This is a genomic window from Mycobacterium sp. shizuoka-1, from assembly GCF_002723835.1.
Classification (GTDB): Bacteria; Actinomycetota; Actinomycetes; order Mycobacteriales; family Mycobacteriaceae; genus Mycobacterium.
This window is the reverse complement of sequence record NZ_BEWG01000093.1, coordinates 19032-43920: the sequence shown is the minus strand read 5'-3', so window position 1 is coordinate 43920 and position 24889 is coordinate 19032. Positions and strand designations below refer to the sequence as shown.

Genomic DNA, 24889 nt, shown 5'->3' with positions numbered 1-24889 from the left:
CGCAGTGGCCTTCCGACTGCGCAACACTCCGTTGCTGTCCCGGGTGGGTGCCGATCGCGCCGACCATCTGCGCACCGACATCGACGCCGCGATCGCGGGCTGGTCCGACGCCGCCCTGCTGCGGGTCGATCACCGCAACCAGGTGATGGTCGCCGACGGCCGGGTGCTGCTGGGCGCGGCGGCCACGCTGGGGGACAGGCCACCGGCCGACGCGGTGTTCTTGGGCCGGCTGCCGGACGACCGGCATGTGTGGGCGGTGCGGGGCGCGCTGGAGGCCCCCGCGGACGGCGGCCCCGGCGAGGTGTCGGATCTGCGCCGGGGCGGTCAGCTGATCGACGACGCCAGTGCGCAGCTGGTGGCCTCGGCGCTGGCCTTGCTGAACTGGCACGACCAGGCCCGCTACAGCGCGCTTGACGGCTCGCCGACCAGGTCGGCGAAGGCGGGGTGGTCGCGGGTGAACCCGCTGACCGGCCACGAGGAATTTCCCCGCATCGATCCGGCCATCATCGTGTTGATCCACGACGGCCACGACCGGGCGGTGCTGGCTCGCCAGACCGTCTGGCCGCAGCGGTTGTTCTCGCTGCTCGCGGGGTTCGTCGAGGCCGGCGAGTCCTTCGAGTCGTGCGTGGTGCGCGAGGTCGCCGAGGAGGTCGGACTTTCGGTCACCGATGTCGAATATCTGGGCAGCCAGCCGTGGCCGTTCCCGCGGTCGCTGATGGTGGGCTTCCACGCGATCGGCGACCCGGAGCAGGAGTTCGCCTTCCACGACGGCGAGATCGCCGAGGCGGCATGGTTCACCCGTGCCGAGGTGCGCGAGGCGCTCGAGCACGGCGACTGGAGCAGTGACTCGTCGTCGAAACTGTTGCTGCCGGGCTCGATCTCGATCGCCCGCGAGATCATCGAGTCCTGGGCCCACGCCTAATTGCGCCCAAACCCACAAACGGGCGCGAAAGTGCGAGAAGAACCCGCCATTTCGTCAATCTCGACGAGCTGGCTAGGACGCCAGCTTGGCCTGGACCTCTTTGAGGCTGGGGTTGGTCAGTGCCGAGCCGTCGGCGAATTTCAGGGTCGGGACGGTCTGGTTGCCGTTGTTCACCGACATCACGAATTTCGCGGCGGCCGGATCGTGCTCGATGTCGATCTCGGTGAACGCGATCCCGGCCGACTTCAGCGCGGTCTTCAGTCGCTTGCAGTAGCCGCACCACACCGTGCTGTACATGGTGAGCTGGGGATCGTTGCCACTCATGAGAGTCGAACCTAGCGGAGCGTCAGCGTGCATTGTCGCCACCCCCTGCCAAGATGGAGCCCATGCCGGTGACCGTCGACCATCTGACCGGACTCGACGACGAACAGCGTGAAGCCGTGCTGGCCGCCCGCGGGCCGCTGTGTGTGCTGGCCGGTGCCGGCACCGGCAAGACGCGCACCATCACCCACCGCATCGCCCACCTGGTGGCCAACGGGCACGTCGCCGCCGGCCAGGTGCTGGCTGTCACGTTCACGTCGCGGGCCGCCGGTGAGATGCGTGCCCGGCTGCGGGCGATGGACGCGCAGGGCACCGGCACCCCGGTCGGCACGGTGCAGGCGCTGACCTTTCACGCCGCCGCTCGTCGCCAGTTGCAGTATTTTTGGCCGCGGGTGGTCGGCGACACCGGCTGGCAGCTACTGGACACCAAGTTCTCGGTGGTCGCGCAGGCCGCCAGCCGCAGCCGGCTGCAGGTCAGCACAGACGACGTCCGCGACCTCGCCGGCGAAATCGAATGGGCCAAGGCCTCGTTGATCAGCCCCGAGGGCTATGCCGCGGCGGTCGCCAAGGTCCAGCGCGACATTCCGTTGGATGCCGAGAAGGTCGCGACCGTCTACGCCGGGTACGAGAAGCTCAAGGCGAATCGCGACGGGATCGCGCTGCTGGATTTCGACGACCTGCTGCTGCACACCGCGGGGGCGATCGAGAACGACGCGGCGGTGGCCGCCGAATTCCGGGACCGCTACCGGTGTTTCGTCGTCGACGAATACCAGGACGTCACCCCGCTGCAGCAGCGGGTGCTCGACGCCTGGCTGGGAAACCGCGACGACCTGACCGTCGTCGGGGACGCGAATCAGACCATCTACTCGTTCACCGGCGCCTCACCGCGCTTCCTGCTCGATTTCTCCCGTCAGTTCCCGGAGGCGACGGTGGTGCGCCTGGAACGCGACTACCGCTCCACCCCGCAGGTGGTGTCGTTGGCCAACCGGGTGATCGCCGCCGCGCGCGGCCGGGTCGCAGGCAGCAAGCTGCACCTGATCGGTCAGCGCGCCCCCGGCCCGGCGCCGACGTTTCGCGAGCATCCTGACGAGGTCGCCGAGGCAGCGGCAGTCGCGCGCTCGATCAAGCGGCTCATCGAATCCGGCACGGCCGCAGCCGAAATCGCGGTGCTCTACCGGATCAACGCGCAGTCCGAGGCGTATGAGGAGGCGCTGACCGAGGCCGGCGTCCCGTTCCAGGTGCGCGGCGGGGAAGGGTTCTTCAGCCGCCAGGAGATCCGCCAAAGTTTGGTGGCGTTGCAGCGCGCGGCCGAACGCGGCGCGGACACGGAAGGGTCGTTGCCCGAAGTCGTGCGCCAGATCCTCGAACCCCTCGGCCTGACCGACGAACCGCCGGCCGGCACCAAGGCCCGTGAGCGGTGGGAAGCACTCACCGCGCTGGCCGAGTTGGTCGACGACGAGGTCGCCGCGCGCCCGCAGCTGGACCTGCCCGCGTTGGTGGCCGAGCTCCGGGTGCGTGCCGATGCGCGGCACCCACCGGTGGTGCAGGGTGTGACGCTGGCGTCGTTGCATGCCGCCAAGGGTCTGGAGTGGGATGCGGTGTTCCTGGTCGGCCTCGCCGACGGCACGCTGCCGATCTCGCACGCGCTGGCGCATGGGCCCGACAGTGAGGCGGTGGAAGAGGAGCGCCGCCTGCTCTACGTCGGAATCACCCGGGCCCGAGTGCATTTGGAACTCAGTTGGGCATTGGCTCGCACGCCGGGCGGCAGGCAGGGCCGACGCCCGTCGCGGTTCCTCAACGGCATCGCGCCGCAGACCCAGGCCGAGCCGACCCCGAACAAGCCGCGCCGGCAGAAGGGCGCCACGCCGCGCTGCCGGGTGTGCAATGCCGTGCTCACCACCGCGCCGTCGATCATGTTGCGGCGCTGCGAAACCTGTTCGGTCGACATCGACGACGAGCTGTTGGCTCAGTTGAAGGACTGGCGGCTGCGTACCGCGAAGGACCTGAAAGTGCCTGCCTACGTGGTGTTCACCGACAACACCCTGATCGCGATCGCCGAGTCGCTGCCCGACGACGATGCGGCCCTGGTGGCGATTCCCGGCATCGGCGCGCGCAAGCTCGAGCAGTTCGGTCCCGATGTGCTCGAGCTGGTGCGCGCGCGCCGATGACGGCTCAGGTCACGGGTGGCCGGGGCCGAAGTTGACGGTCCTGGTGGTCGAGTTGGTCCCATTGTCCGCGATGCCGGGCGTGCCGCCGCCGGTATAGCTGTTGACGTCGCCGACGCCGAGGCTGGCGGTACCGCCCGCGCTGTTGGTGGTGCCGGCACCGGTGTAACTGGACGCGTCGCCGACGCCGAGGGTGCCGGCCGCGCAGTTCTGGCTGATGGCGCCGCCGGTGTAGGGCATCGGCCCGCCGCACACAGTGTTCGACGTGGAGTTGCCGGTGTAGCTCGACGCGTCGCCGACCCCGAGGGTGGGGCCGAAGCCGGCGCCGGTCACCGCCCCTGATTCGCCGTCGGCCCAGGCCGTCGCGACGGGGGAAATGCCGAACGAGAGTGCGGCGGACACCGCGGCCGTCGCGCCGATCCGGGCTATTTGCTTCACGTTCATCGTTTTGCACCCCTTCGTTCACCTATTGTTCACTCAGGGTACGCCGGCAGCGACGTCTCGGGTGGCAACTCGTGATCAACCCGCCGGTGGGTGGCCGGGACCGTAGTTGCCGGTCCGGGTGGTCGGATGGGTGCCGTTGTCCGGCGCGCCGGAGGTGGCCTGGCCGGTGTAGCTGTTGACGTCTCCGACGCCCTGGGTGGCCGTCCCGGCCGGGTGGTTGACGGTGGCGCCACCGCTGTAGCTGGATGGCCCGCCGACTCCGAGCGTGGCCGCCGGGCAGTGGTGCCGGCACAGGCCGGTGGACGTCGAGCCGCCGGTGTAACTCGAAGCGTCGCCGACGCCGAGCGTCGGTTCGAATCCCGCGCCGGTGACCGCCCCCGATTCACCGTCGCCGTGGTTGTCGGCCACAGCGGCGGGGGCGCCGATCACTGCGATCGCCGCGGCCACCGCGACAGTTCCGATCAGATTGCGCGTGAAGCCATTTCGTGCGTCGGATGCCATTCTTCAACAATGGCGCCGGAATCCGCGCGGGTCACGAGACTCATACCGAAACCATATGTGGCACAGGCCCGGTCTCGGCTCAGGCCTTCACCAGCTTCGGCGCCTGCCAGGCTCCGCTCAGGGCGTCCGGCTTGGGCCAGTACAGCCGCAGGATCGCGGTGAACTGTCCCGGCGGAGCAGGCAGCCAGTTGGCTTCCTTGTCCGGGCCGGGGGACTGGTTCTGCAGGTACAGCGTCAGGCTGCCGTCGGGGTTTTTCACCAGACCGGGCAGCATGGGGGAGTTGATCAGATACCGGTTGATCGGGTTTTCCACCAGCAAGCTTTCCGGAAGCTTGTACATGGTCAGCGACCAGAACGCGTTCACCGGCGGCAGCTGGCCCGCCGGGAAGGTCAGGGTGTAGTTGTTGGCCCCGGTCAGGGGCTGCCCGTCGGCGTCGGTGGCGTAGACCGGGTACATCGCCTCGGCCTTGGAGTTGCCGTAGATCCCGAGCACGGCACCGGCCATCCGGTAGAGGTAGTTGTCCTTGAGCTCGTCCTTGGTGCCGAACAGATCACCCGAGGTCACCTGGCCGGTGTCGAGCTTGTCCTTCTTGAAGGTCTCCAGCTCGGCCCAGGCGTCGGCCATCCCGTCGGTGATCGCGTTCTGCATCTCCGGATTGAGCGCGGCGGCGTTGAAGGTTCCGTCCGGCGCGATCCCGATGGTGGCGAAGCGGTCGCGCACGGCCTTGTCCGAGGGCAGCACCGGTGCGTAGCGCAGCACGAACTTCATCAGGTCGAAGAACTTCGGGGAGGTCCTCTGCTCGTCGGGGGTCAGCGGCACCGGGAAGTCGACCGCCGGCGCGGTCGGTGGGGCGGGCTGGTTGAGGAACGCCGACAGCGGCTGCACCGTGTAGCCGGCCTGGATGTTCTTGACGTTCTCCAGGTCGTCGGGACCGAAGAGCTGGGTGCGGTAGATCGCCAGGGCGAACTCGGTGTCCGATCGGATCACCTCGTCGATGCCCGCCGGCTTCTCCCCGGTCCAGCCCGGCCCGGCCAACAGGTACTTGCCGCCGCTGTTGCCGGTGGTGCGGCTGCCCAGGTAGGCGAAGTTGTAGGTGTAGCCGTCGACGAACTGCACCGAGAAGTAGCGGTCCTGCTCGATCGGCGGCAGGGTCAACACGAGCGGCTCGGTGCGCAGGTCGGCGCCGAGCATCGAGTAGGGCGTGTCGGAGTTGGGCGTCTGGATGGCCGTATCGGCCGGGGTGAAGACGCGGGCGATGCTGTGCACCTGGTTCCAGTCGCCCTTGTACTCCGGGCTGTGCGAGTCGACGAAGTAGGAGTACTGCACGCGGTAGCTGTCCACCATCGGAAAGCCGTAGACGTAGGCCTCTTTGGCGATGGCTCTGGCCTGTTCAGGTGTCACGGCGGCCTGCGTTTCGGTGGTGGAGGGTGGTGCCGACGAACTGGTCGTGGATTTGGTGGTGTTCGCTCCTGAACAGCCGGCGGTCACCAGAAGGAGAAGGACAGCAAGAACGACGCGCGACTTCACCGCACAAGGATGCGGTATCGGCATCCTTGTGCGGTGTATTTCGCGTCGGTCAGCTGACCGCGGCGAGGGCGGCGTCGTAGTCCGGTTCGGACCCGATCTCGGGCACGAGTTCGGTGTAGGCGACCTTGCCGTCGGCGCCCACCACGACGACGGCCCGGCCGAGCAGTCCGGCCATCGGGCCGTCGGTGATCGTGATGCCGTAGTCCTCGCCGAAGCTGCTGCGGAACGCCGATGCCGAGACGACGTTCTCGATGCCCTCGGCGCCGCAGAACCGCTTCAGCGCGAACGGCAGGTCCTTGGACACGCAGACCACCGGAACGCCCGAGGCCGCGGCGCGCTCGTTGAACGTCCGCACGCTGGTGGCGCACACCGGGGTGTCGACCGACGGAAAGATGTTGAGCACCACGGTTTTACCGTCGTATTGGCTGCTGTCTACGGCGCCGAGATCGGTGCCGGTCAAGCTGAAAGCCGGGGCCTGAGCGCCGACGGCGGGCAGGTCCGAAACGGTGTTGATCGGGTTTCCCCGCAGGGTTATCTGTGCCATGGAAAGTAGTTTCTCAAGTCGGGTGCGACGGCCGCTGGCCGGGTCGGTCGAATCTGCCTGCCGCATAGCGCTTCGGGGGCCTAAACGTGCTGGTCAGAAAATCGCTTGTGGCGAAAACGTGCTAGGGTTTAGCCTCGAATCCGAACTTCCTGTGCCGATCGAAGGCGACAGGGCAGCGTGCCGAAAGGAGGGGCTTGACGATGATCACCACCACAGCTGATTTTGGCGTAGCTGGCATGGCGTATCACGCATGGCCCGTCCCGGCCATCATGGCGATTCCCGCGCATTCCGCTCATGCCGCCGGTGCGGCCGCCGCTATTGCGGCGCAGCGTAAGCGCCGCGCCAACGCCGCCCCGACCTTCGCGTCCGTGGACAGGAGCTTCATCTAGGGAAGCTTCCAAATAAGAGCCACTGGCCACGGACCCGAAGTCAAAAGGATCCGTGGCCTTTGTGTTTCACCAGAGTCCTGGCCCCGGATCCCTCTGAGAAGAGATACAGCCATTCGACCAGGAAGCAGGTGAGGCAGACATGTCGACATCGACAGTCCGCCAGGAGAAGCTGCCGGTGTTGCCGTGCCACGTCGGGGATCCCGACCTGTGGTTCGCCGATAGTCCCGTCGACCTCGAACGCGCCAAGGTTCTGTGCGGGGAATGCCCGATCCGGCGGCAGTGCCTGGCCGCCGCATTGGACCGCGGAGAGCCCTGGGGTGTCTGGGGCGGCGAGATCGTCGAGCGGGGCAGCATCGTCGCGCGCAAGCGGCCGCGCGGGCGTCCTCGCAAGGACGTGATCGCCGCTTGAGGGTGTCGTCGAAGCCGGACTCAGTGCACGGGTTCGGCTTCGACGAATCCCGGGACCAGCCGCGCGGCCAGCGCCTGCGTCGGCACGTGGGCGTCGAGCTGACATGAGATCGCCACCGTCGACGCGATCACCCGCAGCGGGATCGCTAGTTTGGCCGGCAGGTCCATCGCCCGGGCCGTCTTGATCTGCTCGGACGAGACGTTCATGTTGGCCGCCGCCATCTTCTGCAGCCACCGGCGGGTGTAGTGGAACACCTCGACCTCGATCGGTTCCACGTACTGGCGCAGCATGTCGTCGATTTCGTGCGCCGAGACCTGCTCGCCCTTCTGGATGAAACCGACCTTCTCCATGGTGGGCAGCAGCCGGTCGTAGTCCTTGTCGCGGGCCAGCCGGATGATCTGGCCGATCTCGATCGGCAACCCGTCGGGCAGCGGGCCGACCGCGCCGAAGTCGATGACACCCATCCGGCCGTCGGGCAGCATCATGAAGTTCCCCGGATGCGCGTCGCCGTGCATCATGCCCAGCCGCGCCGGGGCGTCGAAGGTGAGCTCGATCAGCCTGGTGCCGCACAGGTCGCGTTCGTCGACGGTGCCGTCGCGGATGATGTGCGACATCGGCACGCCGTCGATCCACTCGGTGATCATCACCTTCGGCGCGCTGGCCACCACGTGCGGAATCACGAAATGCGGGTGACCGTCGTAGGCCTTGGCGAACGCGCGCTGGTTGTCGGCCTCGAGCCGGTAGTCCAGCTCCATCTCGGTGCGCTCGATCAGCTCGTCGACCACGCCCTGGACGTCGGCGCCGGGGGCGAGCTGCTTGAACACGCTGACCAGGCGCTGCATGGTCTTCAGGTCGGCGCGCAGCGCCTCGTCGGCGCCGGGGTACTGGATCTTGACCGCGACCTCGCGGCCGTCGGACCACACGCCCTTGTGTACCTGGCCGATGCTGGCCGACGCGACCGGAGTGTCGTCGAACGAGGTGAAACGGTCGCGCCACTTGGTGCCCAGCTGGCCGTCGAGCACCCGGTGGACCTTGGCGGCGGGCAGCGGCGGGGCGTCCTTCTGCAGCTTGGTCAGGGCCTCGCGGTAGGGCTCGCCGAACTCCTCGGGGATGGCGGCCTCCATCACCGACAGCGCCTGGCCCACCTTCATCGCGCCGCCCTTGAGTTCACCGAGAACGGTGAACAGTTGGTTGGCGGCCTTTTCCATCAGCTCGGCGGTGACCTCGTCTTTCGACTTGCCGGTCAGTCGTTTGCCCAAGCCCAGCGCCGCCCTGCCGGCGAAGCCGACCGGGATGGTCGCCAGCTTGACGTTGCGGGCCGCGCGGCCGCGCTTGATGTCTGCCACGTCACCATCATCCCTGACGCCGCCCTGCTGGCAACCACCGATGGTCAGCATTGGCAGTTGGGATGGCGTGACCAGCGACGAGCCGAGATGGTGTTGCTGGTGACATCGACTTGAAGGGTGGTGTTCAGCGTGGCCGGCGGGGCACCGGCGGCCTCCTGGCCGCGGACGGCGGTGATGATGCGCTGCAGCTGGCCCAACGCGATCGCGGCGGTTGCCAGCACGGTCGGGCGGTCGGCGTTGCCGATCACGTCGCGCAGTTGCGCGGCCACCGCCGGCCAGGCCCGGTCACGGTCGGTGCGGTGCAGGTCGGCGCAGGACAGGCAGCTCGTCACACCGGGGATCACCAGCGGCCCGACCAGCCCGGCGCCGTCGCGCACCCGCACCGGCAGGTGCGGCACCCCGGCGGTGTGCAGCTCGCGGACCAGTCGCGGGTCGGTGACCAGATAGTCGCTGAGGACCACCATGTCGGCGCCGGCCGCCGACACCGCGGCGTTGGCGTGGCTGGTCTGGGCGATCCGCGCCCCAGACCGCCGCAGCGCCTCCACCAGCAGATCCGATAGCGGGCCGCAGCCGTGCACCCGGATCGACAGGGCCCGCGGCGCCGACCGGCGGGCGCGGTCGTGGACCACACCGCGGCTCACCAGTGCCGTCAGTAATTGGTCGACGTCGGGAACCCCGTGCCGACCGGCCAGGCGGCGCAGCTCGGCGATCCCGAGCGGGACTGCCATGTCGCGCAGCAGCGCGGCCAGCGCCGCCGGGGTGGTGCCCTCAGGTGGTTGAACCAATACCGCGCGGCGCGGATCCCAGCCCACCTGCACCGCGCCGTCGGGTCGAAGCAGCACCGGCATCGCCGGGTCGAGCGCATAGAGCCGGCTCACCCGCCGACTGTGGCACCTCAGGTGTGCCGCGCGACTCAGCTATCCACAGGCCCGTCGGGATCCTCGGGGGGCGTCTCTGATTTCTGGAACTCTTCGATCGCAGCGTCGATGTCCAGGCCGCTGGTGTCGCCGCCGATGATCCGGTCGATGAACCCGGCCGGCTCGTCCAGGTCGGCAGAGCTGGGCAGCAGATCGGGGTGCTGCCAGACGGCGTCGCGCGCGTCGATGCCGACGGCGTCGGTCAGCCGCTCCCACAGCACGGCGGCTTCCCGCATCTTGCGGGGCCGCAGTTCCAGGCCGACCAGGGTGGCAAAGGTCTGCTCGGCCGGTCCGGCGGTGGCCCGGCGGCGGCGCAGCATCTCCGAGAGGGCCGCTGTGCCGGGGATGCGGTCGCCGAGTGCAGCCGTGACCACGGTCTGCACCCAGCCTTCGATCAGGGCCAGCAGGGTTTCCAGCCGTTCCAGCGCCGCGGTCTGTTCGGGGGTGGCTTTGGGTTCGAACATGCCCTGGCTGAGCAGCTGCTCCATGGCGGCGGGGTCGGCCAGCGCGGCCGGGTTGAAGCCCTGGGCCAGCTCTTCGATACCGCTCATGTCGATCTTCATGCCCTTGGCGTACGCCTCGACGGCATTGAGCAGCTGGCTGGACAACCACGGGACGTGGCTGAACAACCGGTGGTGGGCGGCCTCCCGGGCGGCCAGGAAGGTCAGGATCTCGCTGCGGGGCTGTTCGAGTCCCTCGGACAGCGCTTCGATGGCCTCGGGCAGCAGCGCGGCGACCCCCTTGGGGCCCAGCGGCAGTCCGATGTCGGTCGACGTCAGCACTTCTTTCGAGAGCTTGCCGAGGGCCTGGCCGAGCTGCGAGCCGAACGCCATGCCGCCCATCTGGGTCATCATCGCCAGCAGCGGGCCGGCCATGGCCTTGGCTTCCTCGGGCAGCGACGACGCCCACACCGATGCGATCTGCTCGGCCATCGGGTCGCACAGTCGCTTCCAGGTCTCCAGGGTGCCGTCCACCCAGTCGTTGGGGGTCCAGGCGACGGTTTTGGTGGCACCGGCGGGCAGCGCGGTGGCGCCGTCGAGCCAGGTGTCGGCCAGGTGCACGGCGTCGGCGACCGCGGTGCTGGTGGCGGACGGGATGGGCGCGACGAAACCGATGGAACTCGACGCCAGCTGGCGGGCCAGGTCGTAGTTGACCGGCCCCGACGACCCGCCGCCCAGCGGGTTGCCTGCGCCGCTGAACATCTGGCCGAGCTTGGTGAAGATCTGGCCGAGGTCGGCCATGTTGAAGTCGCCGCCGCCGAAGCCGAAGGGGTCGCCGGGGCCGGGATTGGGGTCCTTTTTCGGCTTGTCGCGGTCGGGGTCGTCTCCCGCGGAGAAGCCGAAGGGCAGGTCAGCCATGTCTCAACCGTACTCACCGGGCGCCGACAGCGGGCAACTGGTGATCACGCTGTCAGTGAACCGGGCACGTGGGGGCCGCCGTCTGTTCCCCGGGTCGCTTCGCTCCTGCCCGCCGGATCTACTCTTGGCGGCGTGAACAGGCGGATTCTGACGCTGATGACGGCGCTCGTGCCGATCGTCGTCTTCGGTGTGCTGCTGGCGGTCGTGACCGTGCCCTATGTGTCGCTGGGCCCGGGGCCGACCTTCGACACGCTCGGCGAGGTCGACGGCAAGCAGGTGGTGGCCATCGAGGGCACTCCCACCCAGCCGACCTCGGGGCACCTGAACATGACCACCGTCGCCCAGCGCGACGGGCTGACGCTGGGGCAGGCGCTGACGCTGTGGGTGTCGGGTCGCGAGCAGCTGGTCCCGCGGGATCTGGTGTTTCCGCCGGAGAAGTCGCGGGAGGACGTCGAAAAGGATCAGGACGCCGACTTCAAGCGTTCCGAGGACAGCGCCGAATACGCCGCGCTCGGGTATCTGAAATACCCCGAGGCGGTGCGGGTGGAGAAGGTCAACGACCCGGGGCCGTCGGCGGGCAAGCTGCAGGCCGGTGACGCCATCGACGCGGTCGACGGCACGAAGGTGGCCAACGTCGCCGAGTTCACCGGGTTGTTGAAGGCCACCAAGCCGGGCCAGGAGATCGTCATCGACTACCGCCGCAAGAACGCCCCGGCCGGCACCGCGCGGATCACCTTGGGCACCAATCCCGATCGGGATTACGGCTATCTGGGGGTGGCGGTGCTGGACGCGCCGTGGGCGCCGTTCAGCATCGACTTCAACCTGGCCAACATCGGCGGGCCGTCGGCGGGGCTGATGTTCAGCCTGGCCGTGATCGACAAGCTGACCACCGGTGACCTCAACGGTTCGAAGTTCGTGGCGGGCACCGGAACGATCAACGAAGACGGCAAGGTCGGCCCGATCGGGGGCATCACGCACAAGATGCTGGCCGCCCAGGAAGCCGGGGCGACGGTGTTCCTGGTGCCCGCCGACAACTGCGACGAGGCCAAGTCGATGCGCGATGACTCCATGGAGCTGGTCAAGGTCGACACCTTGGCCGGGGCGGTCGACTCGCTGCACACCCTGACCTCCGGCGGGCGTCCGCCCAGCTGCTAGCGCGTCGAGGCAGAACAGCACTGCGACGGTGGTGCGTAGAGTTGGGGCCGTATTGCTGCCACGGCGGCGCGGCCGCCCGAAAACTCAGGAGCCTGACAGGTGAGTATGCGGCCCGGCGCCCGGATGCCGAAGCTGACGAGGCGCAGCCGGATTCTGATCGGCGTTGCGCTGGCGGTCGTGTTGCTGTTGTTGGTGGGCCCCCGGTTGGTCGACGCCTACGTGAGCTGGCTGTGGTTCGGGGAGTTGGGCTACCGCTCGGTGTTCTCCACCGTGTTGATCACCCGCATCGTGGTCTTCCTGGTGGTCGCCGCGCTGTTCGGGGCGATCGTCTTCGCCGGACTGGCGTTGGCCTACCGCACCCGGCCGGTGTTCGTGCCGACCGCCGGGCCCAACGACCCGGTGGCGCGCTACCGCACCGCGGTGATGGCGCGGCTCAAGCTGTTCGGCATCTTGGTGCCGACGATCATCGGCGCCTTTGCCGGTATCGTCGCGCAGAGCTATTGGGCGCCGATCCAGCTGTTCCTCCACGGTGGCGACTTCGGGGTCGCCGATCCGCAGTTCGGTAAGGACCTCGGGTTCTACGCCTTCGATCTGCCGTTCTACCGACTGGTCTTGTCGTTCTTGTTCGCCGCGGTCTTCCTGGCGTTCCTGGCGAATCTGGTCAGCCACTACATCTTCGGCGGTATCCGGCTGGCCGGTCGCAGCGGCGCGCTCAGCCGCCCGGCCCGGATTCAGCTGGTCGCGCTGATCGGCACGCTGGTGCTGCTCAAGGCCGTCGCCTACTGGTTCGACCGCTATGAACTGCTCAGCCACACCCGCGGCGGTAAGCCGTTCACCGGTGCCGGCTACACCGACATCAACGCGGTGCTGCCGGCCAAGCTGATCCTGATGGCGATCGCGCTGATCTGTGCGGCCGCGGTGTTCTCCGCGCTGGTGCTGCGCGACTTGCGCATTCCGGCGATCGGCCTGGTGCTGCTGCTGCTGAGCTCGCTGATCGTGGGGGCGGGCTGGCCGTTGGTCGTCGAGCAGATCAGTGTCAAACCGAATGCGGCGCAGAAGGAAAGCGAATACATCAGTCGCAGTATCGCCGCGACGAGACAGGCCTACGGCCTGACCAACGACCACGTCACCTATCGGGATTACAGCGGCACCGCCCCGACCACCGCGCAGCAGGTGGCCGCCGACCGGGCGACCACCTCGAACATCCGGGTGCTCGACCCGACGATCATCAGCCCGGCGTTCACCCAGTTCCAGCAGGGCAAGAACTTCTATTACTTCCCCGACCAGCTGTCGATCGACCGTTACGCGGGTCCCGACGGCGAGCTGCGCGACTATGTCGTCGCCGCCCGTGAACTCAACCCGGACCGGCTGATCGACAACCAGCGGGACTGGATCAACCGGCACACGGTCTACACCCACGGCAACGGCTTCATCGCCTCGCCGGCCAACACGGTGCGCGGAATCGCCAACGATCCCAACCAGAACGGCGGCTACCCGGAGTTCCTGGCCAGCGTGGTCGGCGCCAACGGCAGCGTCGTCTCGCCCGGGCCGGCTCCGTTGGATCAGCCGCGCGTCTACTTCGGTCCGGTCATCTCCAACACCTCGGCCGACTACGCGATCGTCGGCAAGAACGGCAACGACCGCGAATACGACTACGAGACCAACACCGAGACCAAGAACTACACCTACACCGGCAGCGGCGGGGTGCCGATCGGCAACTGGCTGGCCCGCACCGTGTTCGCCGCCAAGTTCGCCGAGCGGAACTTCTTGTTCTCCAACGTGATCGGCTCCAACAGCAAGATCCTGTTCAACCGTGATCCGGCCGAGCGGGTCGAGGCGGTGGCGCCCTGGCTGACCACCGACAGCACGGTGTATCCGGCGATCGTGAACAAGAAGATGGTGTGGGTCATCGACGGCTACACCACGCTGGACAACTACCCGTACTCGGAGTTGACGTCGCTGTCGTCGGCCACCGCCGACTCCAACGAGGTGGCGGTCAACCGGTTGGCGCCGGACAAGCAGGTGTCCTATATCCGTAACTCGGTCAAGGCCACCGTCGACGCCTATGACGGCACCGTGACGCTGTATGCCCAGGACGAGAGCGATCCGGTGCTGCAGGCGTGGATGAAGGTGTTCCCGGGCACGGTGAAGCCGAAGAGTGAGATCACCCCGGATCTGGCTGCGCACCTGCGGTATCCGGAGGATCTGTTCAAGGTGCAGCGCATGCTGCTGGCCAAGTATCACGTCGACGATCCGGTGACGTTCTTCTCCACGTCGGATTTCTGGGACGTGCCGCTGGATCCGAACCCGACAGCCAGCAGCTACCAGCCGCCGTACTACATCGTGGCCAAAGATCTGGCGCGTAACGACAATTCGGCGTCGTTCCAGTTGACCAGTGCGATGAACCGGTTCCGCCGCGACTTCCTCGCGGCCTACATCAGCGCGAGTTCCGATCCCGACACCTACGGCCGGATCACGGTGCTGACGATCCCCGGTCAGGTCAACGGTCCGAAGCTGGCGTTCAACGCGATCAGCACCGACACCGCGGTGAGCCAGGATCTCGGCGTCATCGGCCGGGACAATCAGAACCGAATACGGTGGGGCAATCTGCTGACCCTGCCGGTCGGGCAGGGCGGGCTGATCTATGTATCGCCGGTGTATGCCTCGCCGGGCAGCAGTGACGCGGCGTCGTCGTATCCGCGGTTGATCCGGGTGGCGATGATGTACAACGACAAGGTCGGCTACGGCCCGACGGTGAGTACCGCGCTCGACGGCATCTTCGGTGCGGGAGCGGGAGCGACGGCCACCGGTCCGGCGCCGGCGACGCCGCCGGGCGGTCAGCCGCCGGGCAGTCGCCCGCCGGCGGCAGCGCCCGCCCCGGCGCCGGGCAGCGCACCGGAAGTTCCGACGCCGATCGCGGCGGTGCCCGCAAACCCGGGCGTGCCGACGAGCCTGTCCGGACCTAAAGCGGCCGCGCTACAGGATGTCGAGACCGCCCTGGGTGCGGTGCAGGAAGCGCAACGCAGCGGCAACTTCGCCGAGTACGGCGATGCGCTGCAGCGCCTCGACGATGCGATGAAGAAGTACGAGGCCACCAAATAGCCGAGTAGCGGTCAGCGGTCATGCGTGAGTTGGTGGTGCTCGGTACCGCCAGCCAGGTGCCCACCCGCTACCGCAACCACAACGGCTACCTGCTGCGCTGGGACGACGAGGGGTTGCTGTTCGACCCGGGTGAGGGCACCCAGCGCCAGATGGTGCTGGCCGGGGTGGCTGCCAGCGCGGTGAACCGGTTGTGCCTGACGCACTTTCACGGTGACCATTGCCTCGGCGTGCCCGGTGTCATCCAGCGGGCGTCGCTGGACCGGGTGGCCCACCCTCTGGTCGCGCACTTTCCAGCCTCCGGTCAGCAGTACTTCGATCGGCTGCGGCATGCGTCGGTGTTCTACGACACCGCCGACGTGCGGGAGGAGCCGATCGCGGCCGGTGGCGTTGTCGCGCGGGGCGCGTTCGGCGTGCTCGAAGCTGCTGCGTTGGAGCATTCGACCGAGGTGTTCGGCTACCGGCTGGTCGAGCCCGATGGCCGGCGGTTCGTGCCGGAGTTGTTGTCGCGCTTCGGGATCAGCGGGCCGGCCGTCGGCCAGCTCGACCGGTCCGGGTCGCTGCGGGTGGGGGAGCGGGTGGTCGACGTGGCGGAGGTCAGCGAGCCGCGGCCGGGCCAGCGGTTCGCGTTCGTGATGGACACCCGGCTGTGCGACGGGGTGTACGAGCTGGCCGACGGCGCGGACCTGTTGGTGATCGAGGCGACGTTCCTGGCCCAGGACGAGGATCTGGCGCAGCGCTACGGGCACCTGACGGCTCGGCAGGCGGCCCGGGTGGCCGCCGAGTGCGGGGTGCGCACGCTGGTGCTGACGCACTTCTCGCAGCGCTATCCCGACGCCGCGGACCGGTACTTGGCGGAAGCGGCCGCGGAGTTCAGCGGCGAGATCGTGGTGGCGCAGGATCTGATGCGGGTGCCGGTGCCGCCGCGGCGTTAGGGGGTGGGCAGGCCGACGCGCAGCGCGATGGCCTGCTTCTGCCCGACGTTGGTGACGAAGTCGGCGGCGGCCGGCTGGCCGGGTAGTCCGTCGAACTCGATGCGGGCCAGGGTTGCGCCCTGGGTGAACAGCAGCACGGTCACCGACTTGGTGGCGTCGGGGGAGTTGCCGGAGACCACGGTGCCGCCGGTGCCGACGATGGAGGGCCGCGGCGGGCCGGGCGTCACCGATTTGGCAAGGCCGGCCTGGGCCTCGGCCAGTGCGGACGGGCCGGCGGCGGGGTCGTCGAGGGCCACCAGCAGGATGCTGACGGCCTTGGTCTGCTCCTGGTTGACGAAGAGCACCTCGGCGCCGGGGCGGCTGTCGGGGTTGGCGGTCGGCGGCGCGGCCACGTAGGCGTCGCCGGTGGTGGAGATGTCGCCGGCCTGCAGCAGCAGCCGGGTGTAGTCGACGGCTGCGGCGGCCGGCTTGGTTGTTGTCGTGGTGGTGGACACGCCGGGCAGCGCGGGAATCGTCGCAGCGGGTTTGGTTGGGCTGACACCGGATTCGTTGTCGCAGCCGGTGGCGCCCAAGGCGACGGCGGCGATCATCGCGATCGCGGCGCAGCGGGTGGCGTGTTGTCTTGTCATCTCCATCGAGCCTGTCGACTTTGGCCGCGAGAAGCAAGCCAATAGCCATCTCGTGTGACCAACCTGACCCGCGATTGTGCCTCTGAGCTGCCGATTTGGAAGCTCTGCTCGACGCCCGGTAACGTTGCGTTCACCGACGCGGGGTGGAGCAGCTCGGTAGCTCGCTGGGCTCATAACCCAGAGGTCGCAGGTTCGAATCCTGTCCCCGCTACTAGTGTGATGTCGCAAGACATCGGAATAGCTCTGAACCTACTTTGGGTTCAGGGCTTTTTCCGTTTGGGGCCTTTGGGGGCGCCGGTGGGTTGGTAGTCCCTGGTGGGGTCGAGGGTGAAGTCGCGGAGGACTTCTCCGGTGGCGGCGTTGATGACGGTGATGTGGTGGTCTTGGGCCAGGATCAGGACGCGGGTTCGGTAGTGGTGGCGGCCGATGCCGATGTGGTGCAGGCGGCCGTTGACGCGCAGGGTGATGGATCCGGTTTGGTCGACGCGGTCGGTGCGGACGCGGTTGTGGGTGTCGATGCGGGTTGCTGGGTCGGCTTGCTCGACTGCCGGTTTGCCGCTGTCATCAACGGGTGAGGACGACGCCTAGGTTCAGCATCGGGCTGCGAGTAGCCCCCGGATGCCATGTGAATACTTCGAGTGGTCCATTACCTGTGTGGGTCACCATCCGCACTTCTACTATTGACGTATCAGGAGATTTCTCAGGCTCTCAATCAATGTTGGTGACCACGCTTACTGGAGCTCATCCGATTCCGTAGTTGGTTGACGTGAGTCGAGGGCTGGAGTTTGGGGGCGCGCGGCTTCGATGAGCACATCGCCGATGTGGATTCCGCAGAAGCGATACCGGAGGAAGCTGTTCGACTTTCGGTGAAAGCGCCTCCGAGTCGGCAAGAGCGTCCTGGAGGAGGCAAGGTGACCGTAAGTGAAAATGAGCCTGCGGCCGCGCGGGATGCTGCAGCCAACCCTGTCGACCTAAGGCGCGGCCTAGTCGGCTCCGTCCCCATATTCGCGCCTCCACTCGAGGGTTGGTTGGCAATAGCCGACGTTGTTGCCGACAGCGACCAAGACATTGCAGGCCTTATGGTGATGGGTGAGCACGTCGTTCGCGCTGCTCTGGAGGCGGAGGTCCCCTCCTTGGTGAGTGGCCTCGGCGATGTTCTCGGCCTGTCTGATCGTGGATTTGATGAAGTTGCGCAGACTCTGAGTACTGGCGCTCTTCCGTTCACGTCTGAGGCGTTTGCGCTGCAGATGTCTGATGCCTTTGACGACGTGCTACAGGGGTTCGCTAACTCTGAACCGGACGATCCACAACCGATGGCGTTCGTGGACAAAATCATCAAGGCGTTCGTCGATTCACCACACGTAGCTAAGCGGAACGGTGGCGCGCAGTACGGCCAGATGCAGGATCAGGTGAGGCAGGCTGTCGCGGCGGGCGCAGTCCCTCGCTGGACGGCCATTTGCTCGCTAGAGCAGCCGGATGTCTTGGGCGGACGGGTTCCTATTTACTGCGCACGTCGTGGCCATCGGTGGGTTGCGGGAGGTACCCATCTCGGAGTGCATGAATTGACATACACCGGGTCGGCCGAATCCTCGTTCGAGGGTCGGGTCCGAAATGACATGGATTCTGTCGGGCAGCTAGGGGATGGTGGAGGGTACCGGGTCAGTTTGTCTGAGCAGACCCCCTCACCGTTCTATGGCGTAATAGGTAGAGACGCAATGGGTCTCGATGCGGGACTATCGGGATGGGGTTACGCGCTTCACTTGGTTGAAGGACCCGAGGCGGGGATCTTAACGAAAATGCCTCGTTTGCTGCGGCGCCAGCACCACAAACTGGAGGACCACGTCGGTGCGTTGATCAAGCGGTCGGAGCAGCGCGTTCACAATGCTCTAGCTGCGGCACACATCCCTTTGGCGCTCGTCCATCCGCTCCTTGGGCTGATCACGGCGGCTGCTAACGCGATTATCGGGTTCATTGTGGACTTTCTTGCGAAGGCTTGGAGCGAGGTACACCTCAGTACCTGGACCATCTGGCACACCGCGCTAATCGGCACAGACCAAGTCCCGATTTCAGTCTTCACTCTTGGCGGCAGGGATCCTGGCACTCCCAAGTTGCGTCGACTTGTCGGCCGCGAGACGGACGGCACACCCATCACTGACGACAGATATGAGGGTGACGACCACTATCCTGAACACGCTCTTTACGCCCGCTTTCTCATTGGGTGTTCATCACCAGGCTCCGACCTGTTTGACGAAAAGTTCCTCATCGCGGTCGCGAAATTTGGTCGGCCTCTGGCGTGGCAAGAGCCGTTAGAGACCGGAAGCGGGTTGCGCGTCCTCGTGCCGCATCTCGACCGGCCGATGGACGCCTCTGACCGTGCAGGTCGTGCTGCCCGGGCTCGGAGCGGAGACGAGGGCGTGGCTGCGCTGTCAAAGGTTATGTATGTCTCCGCAATCCGAGCCGATGTGCGGGTGGCGCAGGTGAACTACTTGGGCGTCGGACGCCCTGCCGTAAAGCGTCGCGCAAGTGGCAAGGCCCATAGCTTTCAGCTGTGAGTATCTTGACCGACGCCAAGATACCGAGTCGCCCTGAAACGGTCCGGAATGTCAATAGCCTTTGCCTGCGCCAGTGAGACTTAACGGATGTAGCAAACTATCGAGATGACGGCTCGTAGCCCAGAGGTCGCAAGTTCGAATCCTGTTCCCGGTTACTAGCGAGAACGGCCCTTATGCTTCCGCGGCTGTTCGTAATCAAAGTGTCTGCGGTGGCGACACCCACGGATAGGTGATGTCGGTGTACTCGTCCCGGGATATGACAAGAGTGTCCGCGGGTGTGGTCATGTCGACGTAGAAATGGCCGGCTGTCTTGCCACCGTCACGTGGGGCGCTCAGCGCAGCCAAGTCGTCGGCGATCTCAGCCGCTTTGGCCGCGTCGAGACGCCACACCACCCGCCCGGGACTTAGCTCGGCGCTTGCTGTGCCGGGTTCGATGTGGAACTGGTGCTCGACGCCGTCGTGGAGAAGCTGCGATGAGTCAGTGCGCATTGCCTGTTCCAAGGCCGACATGAAGGTCTTGAGGCCGTCGCCGTCGACGGTTAGGAGCACTGCGTCGTCACCGAAGTGGAACTCTGGAAGGAAGTTGACGCGCACGACGCTCATGGCTCTCCCTGGCTGGGCCGACTCGTAGGTATCTGAGATCGTGCGTCGGATGGGGACGCTCGATCGATGCTGGCTAGTAGTGCACGTTGCAACTCGGTAGAAAGAGCTGTCAGCTCATTTTCCAGGAGCGGAAATGCTTTGCCTGCAACAAGAATTATCTGCTCGATGAGTGCGCCGCCGGATGCGGTGTTCACAGCGAAATCGGTGTATTGACAGCGCAGGACGCCGTCTTTGATCGAGAGCAACCCGGCGGCTTGTGCAGCGACGACGTTGTACTGCGCCGCAACGTCGACACGATGGCTCTGGATCGCCCGTGCGCCGCTGTCGCGTAATGTTCGAGCGATTTGTTCATGCACAAGAGGCGCGGGAATGGCTCCCGCGATTCGGTACAGATTGATGACTTCGCAAGCGTCCCAGCGTTCTTCGCTGCGAATTCCACGCAGCAGCATTCGCGTGACAGTTCCGTTGGGGGCGGTCGCTACCCATAGGCGGGGTACACCGAGATCCGGCAGCCACAGTGGCAAATGTTCCGGTGGGACAAGTTCGACGTCCCCAACACATCCCGCTAGCACCTCCGCCAATGACGACGCCGTGTTGGTTCCAAAGGAGAAGTTCATCGCGAGTCACTACTCATGCCAGTGCCATCGCTCCGATGATCAACAACAGTAGGGCGCCACCGCCGACCATCGCCGTTTCACCGCTGGCGGTTTGCAGATCGCCCGAGCTGGGAGCACCAATCTCAATGTGCGGCATGAGTCCCGCTCCAGGGGCCGGGGCAGGAGCGGGCGCGGGGCTGGGCATCGTTGCACCAGGGAACGGCGTCAAAAGAGGGTTCTGTGGTTGCCCGGGAACCCCAGGCGTTGCGGGGCTCAGCAGCCATGGCGGCAAGCCAGAGATAATCGGCGGTGCCTCAACAATCCGGGGCGGCAGGTCATCGATGGGGATGTTGTCCCATGGCGATTTTGGGTTCGCGTGTCCGTTGTAATCCCAGTGCGGGTTGTGCCATTTGTCCCCGGGGAAGTAGCGCCACTCCCCGCCGTCCTTGTCCCATAGGCTTTGGCCGCCCTTCCCAGCTTCGCTGGGGCGGCTGGCGGGTCCCGGTGTGAGCGGGCCTTCGACCGGTGGTTGCACACCCTCGGGGGGTAAGCCTCGCGCTGGTGGTTGAGGTGATTGGTCCCGACCTTCATGGTTATCGACCATTTGAATCGATGGCTTCTGGATTTCCGGCGTGGCATCGCGATCGGTGAAATTGACGCCGTCGAGCCCCTCCGCTGCCGCTGCGATCTTGCCGGCAGCATGTTGGTCAGCGGCAATGAGCTCGCTAACACGAGCACGAATGTCGGCGCCGAGTGTCACTACTTGCGCCTGCCGGGCAGCCAACATGGCGGGACTGCCAGTCTTGCGACTGCGAATTGAGAAGTCTTCTCCGACAGCAAAACCGGCTTGTTCCGCACGCTCCACCGCCGAAAGTGCTGCCTCCTTGGCCGAGCGGATCTCGTCAGCTCCCGTACGTGCGGCCGCTGACGCGCTGTGCAACTGATCGGCGGCGCGGATGACCGCCAGTCGGTCGGTATACGCGCGGTGCTGGGCTGCGTCGGCAGCGTGGCCAAGCCACGGCGTTCCGCCAGGGTTGTTGATCGATTGCGAGAGCTGCGTGAAGGTGTCTTCCCATATGGTGGCGGTCTTCGTCCAGTGGCTCGCGGCTTCGGTGAGATGAGTGGTATCCCATCCGCGCACCGCGGAAAGCGTAGGAATCGGGCCGCTCGGAGGCACTACAGGTCCGCGGCCAGGGTGGTCAGACGCGACGCAGACGCCTCGTCGTTTGAGGAGTATTCGGCGCAGCGTGCTACCACCTTGGCGGCGGTCGACTGCATCCGCGCCGAGAAACTAGCCGATGCGAGCCGAGTATCTGCGTGCACGGCGGCAAGCGCTGCCGCGCTCGCCTGCGACGCTATGGCTGACGAGCCCGGCGCTGACGTTGCTGCCAACTGAGCGGACCAGCCCTGGCAGGTCGCGGCGAGCGCTCGGAGTGCGATCGGGTCGACGTTCATGGCGTCCACGACGCGAGTATATGAGCGGCTCCCGCGGCTCCGGTATTCACGCGTCGACGGCCATGACGTCGGGTTTACTGCGTTGGGCTGGCGGTCGGCCCGCGCGACTTCGACATCGACGAGCCAGTGGAGCTGCTGCCGGCCGTGAGGCCAGCCGCGCGGTGCACCATGGTGGAGTGGCAGAACCTCCGGCACCGGGGCAGGTGATCCTGCTCAACGGTGTCACCAGTTCGGGTAAGTCCACGATCGCTCGACAGCTGTTGGCTGACTTCCCGAGCCCGTGGTTCCACATGAGCGTCGACATGTTCGGGGCGATGCGCTCAGAAGCCCGGACCCACGAACTCGATGCCGACGCCCTGAGTGCGGTGCTGCGCCGCACCCGAGCCGGATTCCATCGTGCAGTTGCCGGAATGGCGATGGCGGGCAACGACATCGTGATGGATCATGTCTTGAGCGAACCGTGGCGACTGGCCGATCTACTGACGGTGACAGTCGGCATCGACGTGGTCTGTGTCGGGGTCCACTGCGATCGGGGCGAGCTGGAGCGCCGCGAAGCGGCACGTGGCGATCGAGTGCCCGGCTCCGCCGTCGACCAGCTCGCGCGTGTCCACGCCCACGCAACCTACGACGTCGAGGTCGACACCAGCATCGAATCCGTTGAGGAGTGTTCGGCGCGAATCCGCGGCTACCTGCTCCGGCATCCGCCGCCGGCCGTCCGCGCCTTCGACACTCTGCGGGGCGTGGCAGATTCAGGGGACGGCACCGTCACGTCGTGACTTTCCGTAGGCCCGCCCCCTGAACCCCCGACCCGACACTCACCGACGACTGTATGGTCATGATGTCCAAAACCCGCGCCAGGGGAGGTGCCAGTCCTATGCACGACGACGTCGACCTCACCGACCTGAACCGGTTCACCACCGGATTCCCGCACCACGTCTTCGACGAGCTGCGCCGTGAATCGCCGGTGTGGTTTCACCCGCCCACCGCACACACCCCGGGCGGCGAGGGCTTCTGGGTGCTCAGTCGCTACGCCGACATCGTCGCCGCGGCCACCGACAACGAGACGTTCTCTTCGGAAACCGGCGGCAACCGTGACGGCGGCGGTACCACGCTGGAGGACATGCCGATGGGTTTCGCCGTCGGCGCGCTGCTGAACATGATGGACGATCCACGGCATGCCAAAATCCGCAAACTGCTGACCCCCAGCACCACACCACGCGCCCTGCGGGTGATCGAGGAGGACCTGCAGGCGCGCGCGGCCGGCATCGTTGACGCCGCAATTGCCAAGCGGGAGTGCGATTTCCTGGTCGACGTCGCCGCCGAGCTGCCGCTGCAGGCCGTCGCCCAGCTGGCCGGCGTGCCACAGGAGGACCGCCACGAGCTGATGAACTGGGCCAACGTCACCCTGGACTACGAAGACCGCGAGGTCGGCGAGGTCAACGACCGCGTGGTCGCGGCACAAGCCCAGATGTTCGCCTACGGCACGGCACTGCTGGAACGCAAGCGTGCCCACCCCGCCGACGACCTGCTCTCGGTGATCACCCGCGCGGAGGTCGACGGCGAGCCCCTCAGCGAAAACGAGCAGCGCCTGTTCCTCAGCCTGATCATCGCCGCCGGCAGCGAGACCACCCGCAACTCGATCGCGATCGGAATGTCCGCGCTCAGTGAACATCCGGACGCTTGGGCGCGCCTGCGCGACAACCGCGACCTGCTGCCGACCGCCGTCGAAGAGATGCTGCGGTGGGCGTCGTCGACCCCGTACAACCGCCGCACCGCCACCCGCGACGTCGAGCTGCACGGCCAGCGCATCGCCGCCGGGGACAAGGTGAGCCTGTGGTGGGCCTCCGCCAACCGTGACGAGCGCGTCTTCGCCGACCCCTACACCTTCGACATCGAGCGAAACCCGAATCCGCATTTGACGTTCGGCAGGGGAGTGCACTTCTGCCTCGGCGCCACGCTGGCGCGCATCGAGATGCGGGTGATCTTCGACGCCCTGCTCGATCGCGTCGACACGATCACCCTGACCGGTCCGATCGAATATGTCCGCAGCAACAAACACGCCGGAGTGCGGCACATGCCCGTGACGATCGACCCACGCTGAAAGAAGACATGACCACCATCGCCGAGCAGTACATCGACGCCGTCAACCGCGCTGACATCGCCACTCTCATGGCCCTTTTCGCGCCTACGGCGACCCTCGCGCACCCCACCGGGACCTACTCGGGTACCGAGGAGATCTCGGGTTTCTACACGTCGATCGTGTTCGCCGGACAGGCGGTGACCGTGATCGAGCGGCAGTTCGCGGATCAGGACGCGCAGATCATCCAGATCCGCGCCAGTAGTCCGCTGGGCGAGCCGGGCAAGTATGTCTATGCCGTCGACGTGTTCACCGTGGCTGACGGCGTCATCGAGCGGCTGGACATCTACTACCGCTAGCTCACGCCCACGCGAACAGTGGATGAACGACGTCAGCGCCGTTCGGTCAGCAGCAGGAGGTGGTGGCGGCGGGCTCGTCGGCGGCCGAGCCGCCGCAGCAGACGCCACCATCGGCGGTGCCGCCCTCGGTGTGCGCGGGGCTGACGCCGAACGTGTCCGAGTCCGCCAGCACGGTGTAGACCTCCCACTTTTCGCCGGCCGGACCGGTCACCCAGACCTTGTCCTGCGTCGCGAAGCAGCACGTCGTGTTCATCTCTTCCTCGGTGAACAGGCCCGCGCCCGCCAGTCGGGCGATCTCGGCGTGTACCTCGTCGCTCGAGCCCACCTCGACCCCGAGGTGATTGATGGTGCCGCCCTTGCCCGGGTTCTGCAGGAGCACCAGCTTCAGCGGCGGCTCGGCGACCGCGAAGTTGGCGTACCCCTCCTTCACCTTGGCCGGCGCGGTGTTGAAGAGCTTGGAGTAGAAGGCGATGGCCTCGTCGAGGTCGTCGACGTTGAGGGCAAGCTGTACGCGGGACATGGGGATTCCTCTCTACGTGTGAGACATATATCGAAGTAGCGCGCTACCGCCACCATGCCACCTTT

Annotated in this window: 26 protein-coding genes and 1 tRNA gene; 13 read left to right on the top strand and 14 right to left on the bottom strand. The window is 66.7% G+C overall.

Translation table 11 applies throughout. The annotated features are described in order from the left end of the window. The first annotated feature begins 4 nt into the window (after window positions 1-4). Entirely contained in the window at window positions 5-922 is a 918-nt protein-coding gene (gene nudC / locus MSZK_RS24090) for an NAD(+) diphosphatase (RefSeq protein ID WP_199203464.1), read from the top strand. A 72-nt stretch (window positions 923-994) separates the two neighbouring features. Here nudC and MSZK_RS24085 read toward each other — a convergent pair whose 3' ends face one another. Next, on the bottom strand, window positions 995-1246 hold the full coding sequence (locus MSZK_RS24085; protein WP_099251051.1) for a mycoredoxin: 252 nt from the start codon (window positions 1244-1246) through the stop codon (window positions 995-997). 62 nt (window positions 1247-1308) lie between these two features. On the opposite strand from MSZK_RS24085, the gene MSZK_RS24080 reads away from it, so the two are divergent. Further along, on the top strand, window positions 1309-3411 hold the full coding sequence (locus MSZK_RS24080) for an ATP-dependent DNA helicase UvrD2 (RefSeq protein WP_199203463.1): 2103 nt from the start codon (window positions 1309-1311) through the stop codon (window positions 3409-3411). 9 nt (window positions 3412-3420) lie between these two features. Here MSZK_RS24080 and MSZK_RS24075 read toward each other — a convergent pair whose 3' ends face one another. The 4 genes from MSZK_RS24075 to tpx all read right to left on the bottom strand — a co-directional run bounded on the left by MSZK_RS24075 (window position 3421) and on the right by tpx (window position 6425). Beyond that, window positions 3421-3852: a hypothetical protein gene (locus tag MSZK_RS24075; RefSeq protein ID WP_099251049.1), complete on the bottom strand. Its 432-nt coding sequence runs from the start codon at window positions 3850-3852 to the stop codon at window positions 3421-3423. 75 nt (window positions 3853-3927) lie between these two features. After that, the gene (locus MSZK_RS24070; RefSeq protein ID WP_099251048.1) at window positions 3928-4353 is read right to left on the bottom strand and encodes a hypothetical protein; all 426 of its coding nucleotides are present in this window, start codon (window positions 4351-4353) and stop codon (window positions 3928-3930) included. A gap of 79 nt (window positions 4354-4432) precedes the next feature. After that, a complete protein-coding gene (locus tag MSZK_RS24065) occupies window positions 4433-5905 on the bottom strand; it encodes a DUF1254 domain-containing protein (RefSeq protein WP_099251047.1) in 1473 nt (490 codons plus the stop codon). 25 nt (window positions 5906-5930) lie between these two features. Further along, window positions 5931-6425, bottom strand: a complete 495-nt coding sequence (gene tpx, locus MSZK_RS24060; protein ID WP_099251069.1) for a thiol peroxidase — start codon at window positions 6423-6425, stop codon at window positions 5931-5933. Window positions 6426-6625: 200 nt separating this feature from the next. Between tpx and MSZK_RS24055 the strand changes: the two genes are divergently transcribed. Together MSZK_RS24055 and MSZK_RS24050 are read left to right on the top strand one after the other, a co-directional pair. Continuing rightward, window positions 6626-6814, top strand: coding sequence for a hypothetical protein (locus MSZK_RS24055; protein WP_099251046.1), 189 nt, complete (start codon window positions 6626-6628; stop codon window positions 6812-6814). A 139-nt stretch (window positions 6815-6953) separates the two neighbouring features. Next, complete coding sequence (locus MSZK_RS24050) at window positions 6954-7223, top strand: WhiB family transcriptional regulator (RefSeq protein ID WP_099251045.1); 270 nt, start codon at window positions 6954-6956, stop codon at window positions 7221-7223. Between the two features lie 20 nt (window positions 7224-7243). On the opposite strand, the gene MSZK_RS24045 is transcribed toward MSZK_RS24050, so the two are convergent. The 3 genes from MSZK_RS24045 to MSZK_RS24035 all read right to left on the bottom strand — a co-directional run bounded on the left by MSZK_RS24045 (window position 7244) and on the right by MSZK_RS24035 (window position 10844). Next, complete coding sequence (locus MSZK_RS24045; RefSeq protein WP_099251044.1) at window positions 7244-8620, bottom strand: AarF/ABC1/UbiB kinase family protein; 1377 nt, start codon at window positions 8618-8620, stop codon at window positions 7244-7246. Next, complete coding sequence (locus tag MSZK_RS24040) at window positions 8614-9417, bottom strand: TOMM precursor leader peptide-binding protein (RefSeq protein ID WP_099251068.1); 804 nt, start codon at window positions 9415-9417, stop codon at window positions 8614-8616. The genes MSZK_RS24045 and MSZK_RS24040 overlap by 7 nt, the downstream gene beginning before the upstream one ends. A gap of 65 nt (window positions 9418-9482) precedes the next feature. After that, window positions 9483-10844, bottom strand: a complete 1362-nt coding sequence (locus MSZK_RS24035; protein ID WP_099251043.1) for a zinc-dependent metalloprotease — start codon at window positions 10842-10844, stop codon at window positions 9483-9485. A 132-nt stretch (window positions 10845-10976) separates the two neighbouring features. On the opposite strand from MSZK_RS24035, the gene MSZK_RS24030 reads away from it, so the two are divergent. The 3 genes from MSZK_RS24030 (at window position 10977) to MSZK_RS24020 (ending at window position 16033) form a co-directional block, all read left to right on the top strand. Continuing rightward, window positions 10977-11999: a PDZ domain-containing protein gene (locus tag MSZK_RS24030; RefSeq protein WP_099251042.1), complete on the top strand. Its 1023-nt coding sequence runs from the start codon at window positions 10977-10979 to the stop codon at window positions 11997-11999. A gap of 99 nt (window positions 12000-12098) precedes the next feature. After that, complete coding sequence (locus tag MSZK_RS24025) at window positions 12099-15101, top strand: UPF0182 family protein (RefSeq protein WP_099251041.1); 3003 nt, start codon at window positions 12099-12101, stop codon at window positions 15099-15101. A 20-nt stretch (window positions 15102-15121) separates the two neighbouring features. Beyond that, window positions 15122-16033, top strand: coding sequence for a ribonuclease Z (locus MSZK_RS24020; protein WP_099251040.1), 912 nt, complete (start codon window positions 15122-15124; stop codon window positions 16031-16033). Here MSZK_RS24020 and MSZK_RS24015 read toward each other — a convergent pair. Further along, on the bottom strand, window positions 16030-16662 hold the full coding sequence (locus MSZK_RS24015) for a hypothetical protein (protein ID WP_142389998.1): 633 nt from the start codon (window positions 16660-16662) through the stop codon (window positions 16030-16032). The two genes, MSZK_RS24020 and MSZK_RS24015, sit on opposite strands and share 4 nt — an antisense overlap. A gap of 137 nt (window positions 16663-16799) precedes the next feature. Here MSZK_RS24015 and MSZK_RS24010 point away from each other — a divergent pair. The 3 genes from MSZK_RS24010 (at window position 16800) to MSZK_RS24000 (ending at window position 19214) form a co-directional block, all read left to right on the top strand. Beyond that, window positions 16800-16873, top strand: a tRNA-Met gene (locus MSZK_RS24010). Between the two features lie 166 nt (window positions 16874-17039). Beyond that, window positions 17040-17237: a hypothetical protein gene (locus tag MSZK_RS24005; RefSeq protein WP_142389997.1), complete on the top strand. Its 198-nt coding sequence runs from the start codon at window positions 17040-17042 to the stop codon at window positions 17235-17237. Between the two features lie 336 nt (window positions 17238-17573). Next, window positions 17574-19214: a hypothetical protein gene (locus MSZK_RS24000; RefSeq protein ID WP_142389996.1), complete on the top strand. Its 1641-nt coding sequence runs from the start codon at window positions 17574-17576 to the stop codon at window positions 19212-19214. 195 nt (window positions 19215-19409) lie between these two features. Here MSZK_RS24000 and MSZK_RS33215 read toward each other — a convergent pair whose 3' ends face one another. From MSZK_RS33215 to MSZK_RS32150, 4 genes are read right to left on the bottom strand one after another with little or no spacing between them, the layout of a single operon-like run. Next, a complete protein-coding gene (locus MSZK_RS33215) occupies window positions 19410-19817 on the bottom strand; it encodes a hypothetical protein (protein WP_233211493.1) in 408 nt (135 codons plus the stop codon). Next, window positions 19814-20434 carry a hypothetical protein gene (locus MSZK_RS33210; protein WP_233211492.1) on the bottom strand — a complete coding sequence of 207 codons (621 nt, stop codon included), beginning with the start codon at window positions 20432-20434 and terminating at the stop codon, window positions 19814-19816. Before MSZK_RS33210 ends, MSZK_RS33215 begins: the two co-directional genes overlap by 4 nt. A gap of 13 nt (window positions 20435-20447) precedes the next feature. Continuing rightward, window positions 20448-21554, bottom strand: a complete 1107-nt coding sequence (locus tag MSZK_RS23990) for a hypothetical protein (RefSeq protein ID WP_233211491.1) — start codon at window positions 21552-21554, stop codon at window positions 20448-20450. Between the two features lie 35 nt (window positions 21555-21589). Further along, window positions 21590-21877, bottom strand: coding sequence for a hypothetical protein (locus MSZK_RS32150; protein WP_142389995.1), 288 nt, complete (start codon window positions 21875-21877; stop codon window positions 21590-21592). Between the two features lie 167 nt (window positions 21878-22044). On the opposite strand from MSZK_RS32150, the gene MSZK_RS23985 reads away from it, so the two are divergent. From MSZK_RS23985 to MSZK_RS23975, 3 genes are all read left to right on the top strand, one after another. Then, on the top strand, window positions 22045-22644 hold the full coding sequence (locus MSZK_RS23985; protein WP_199203462.1) for a chloramphenicol phosphotransferase CPT family protein: 600 nt from the start codon (window positions 22045-22047) through the stop codon (window positions 22642-22644). Between the two features lie 98 nt (window positions 22645-22742). Continuing rightward, window positions 22743-23969, top strand: a complete 1227-nt coding sequence (locus MSZK_RS23980) for a cytochrome P450 (RefSeq protein ID WP_099251035.1) — start codon at window positions 22743-22745, stop codon at window positions 23967-23969. An 8-nt stretch (window positions 23970-23977) separates the two neighbouring features. Then, window positions 23978-24304, top strand: coding sequence for a nuclear transport factor 2 family protein (locus MSZK_RS23975; RefSeq protein WP_099251034.1), 327 nt, complete (start codon window positions 23978-23980; stop codon window positions 24302-24304). A gap of 46 nt (window positions 24305-24350) precedes the next feature. Here MSZK_RS23975 and MSZK_RS23970 read toward each other — a convergent pair whose 3' ends face one another. After that, the gene (locus MSZK_RS23970) at window positions 24351-24824 is read right to left on the bottom strand and encodes an ArsI/CadI family heavy metal resistance metalloenzyme (protein WP_099251033.1); all 474 of its coding nucleotides are present in this window, start codon (window positions 24822-24824) and stop codon (window positions 24351-24353) included. Window positions 24825-24889 lie beyond the last annotated feature (65 nt).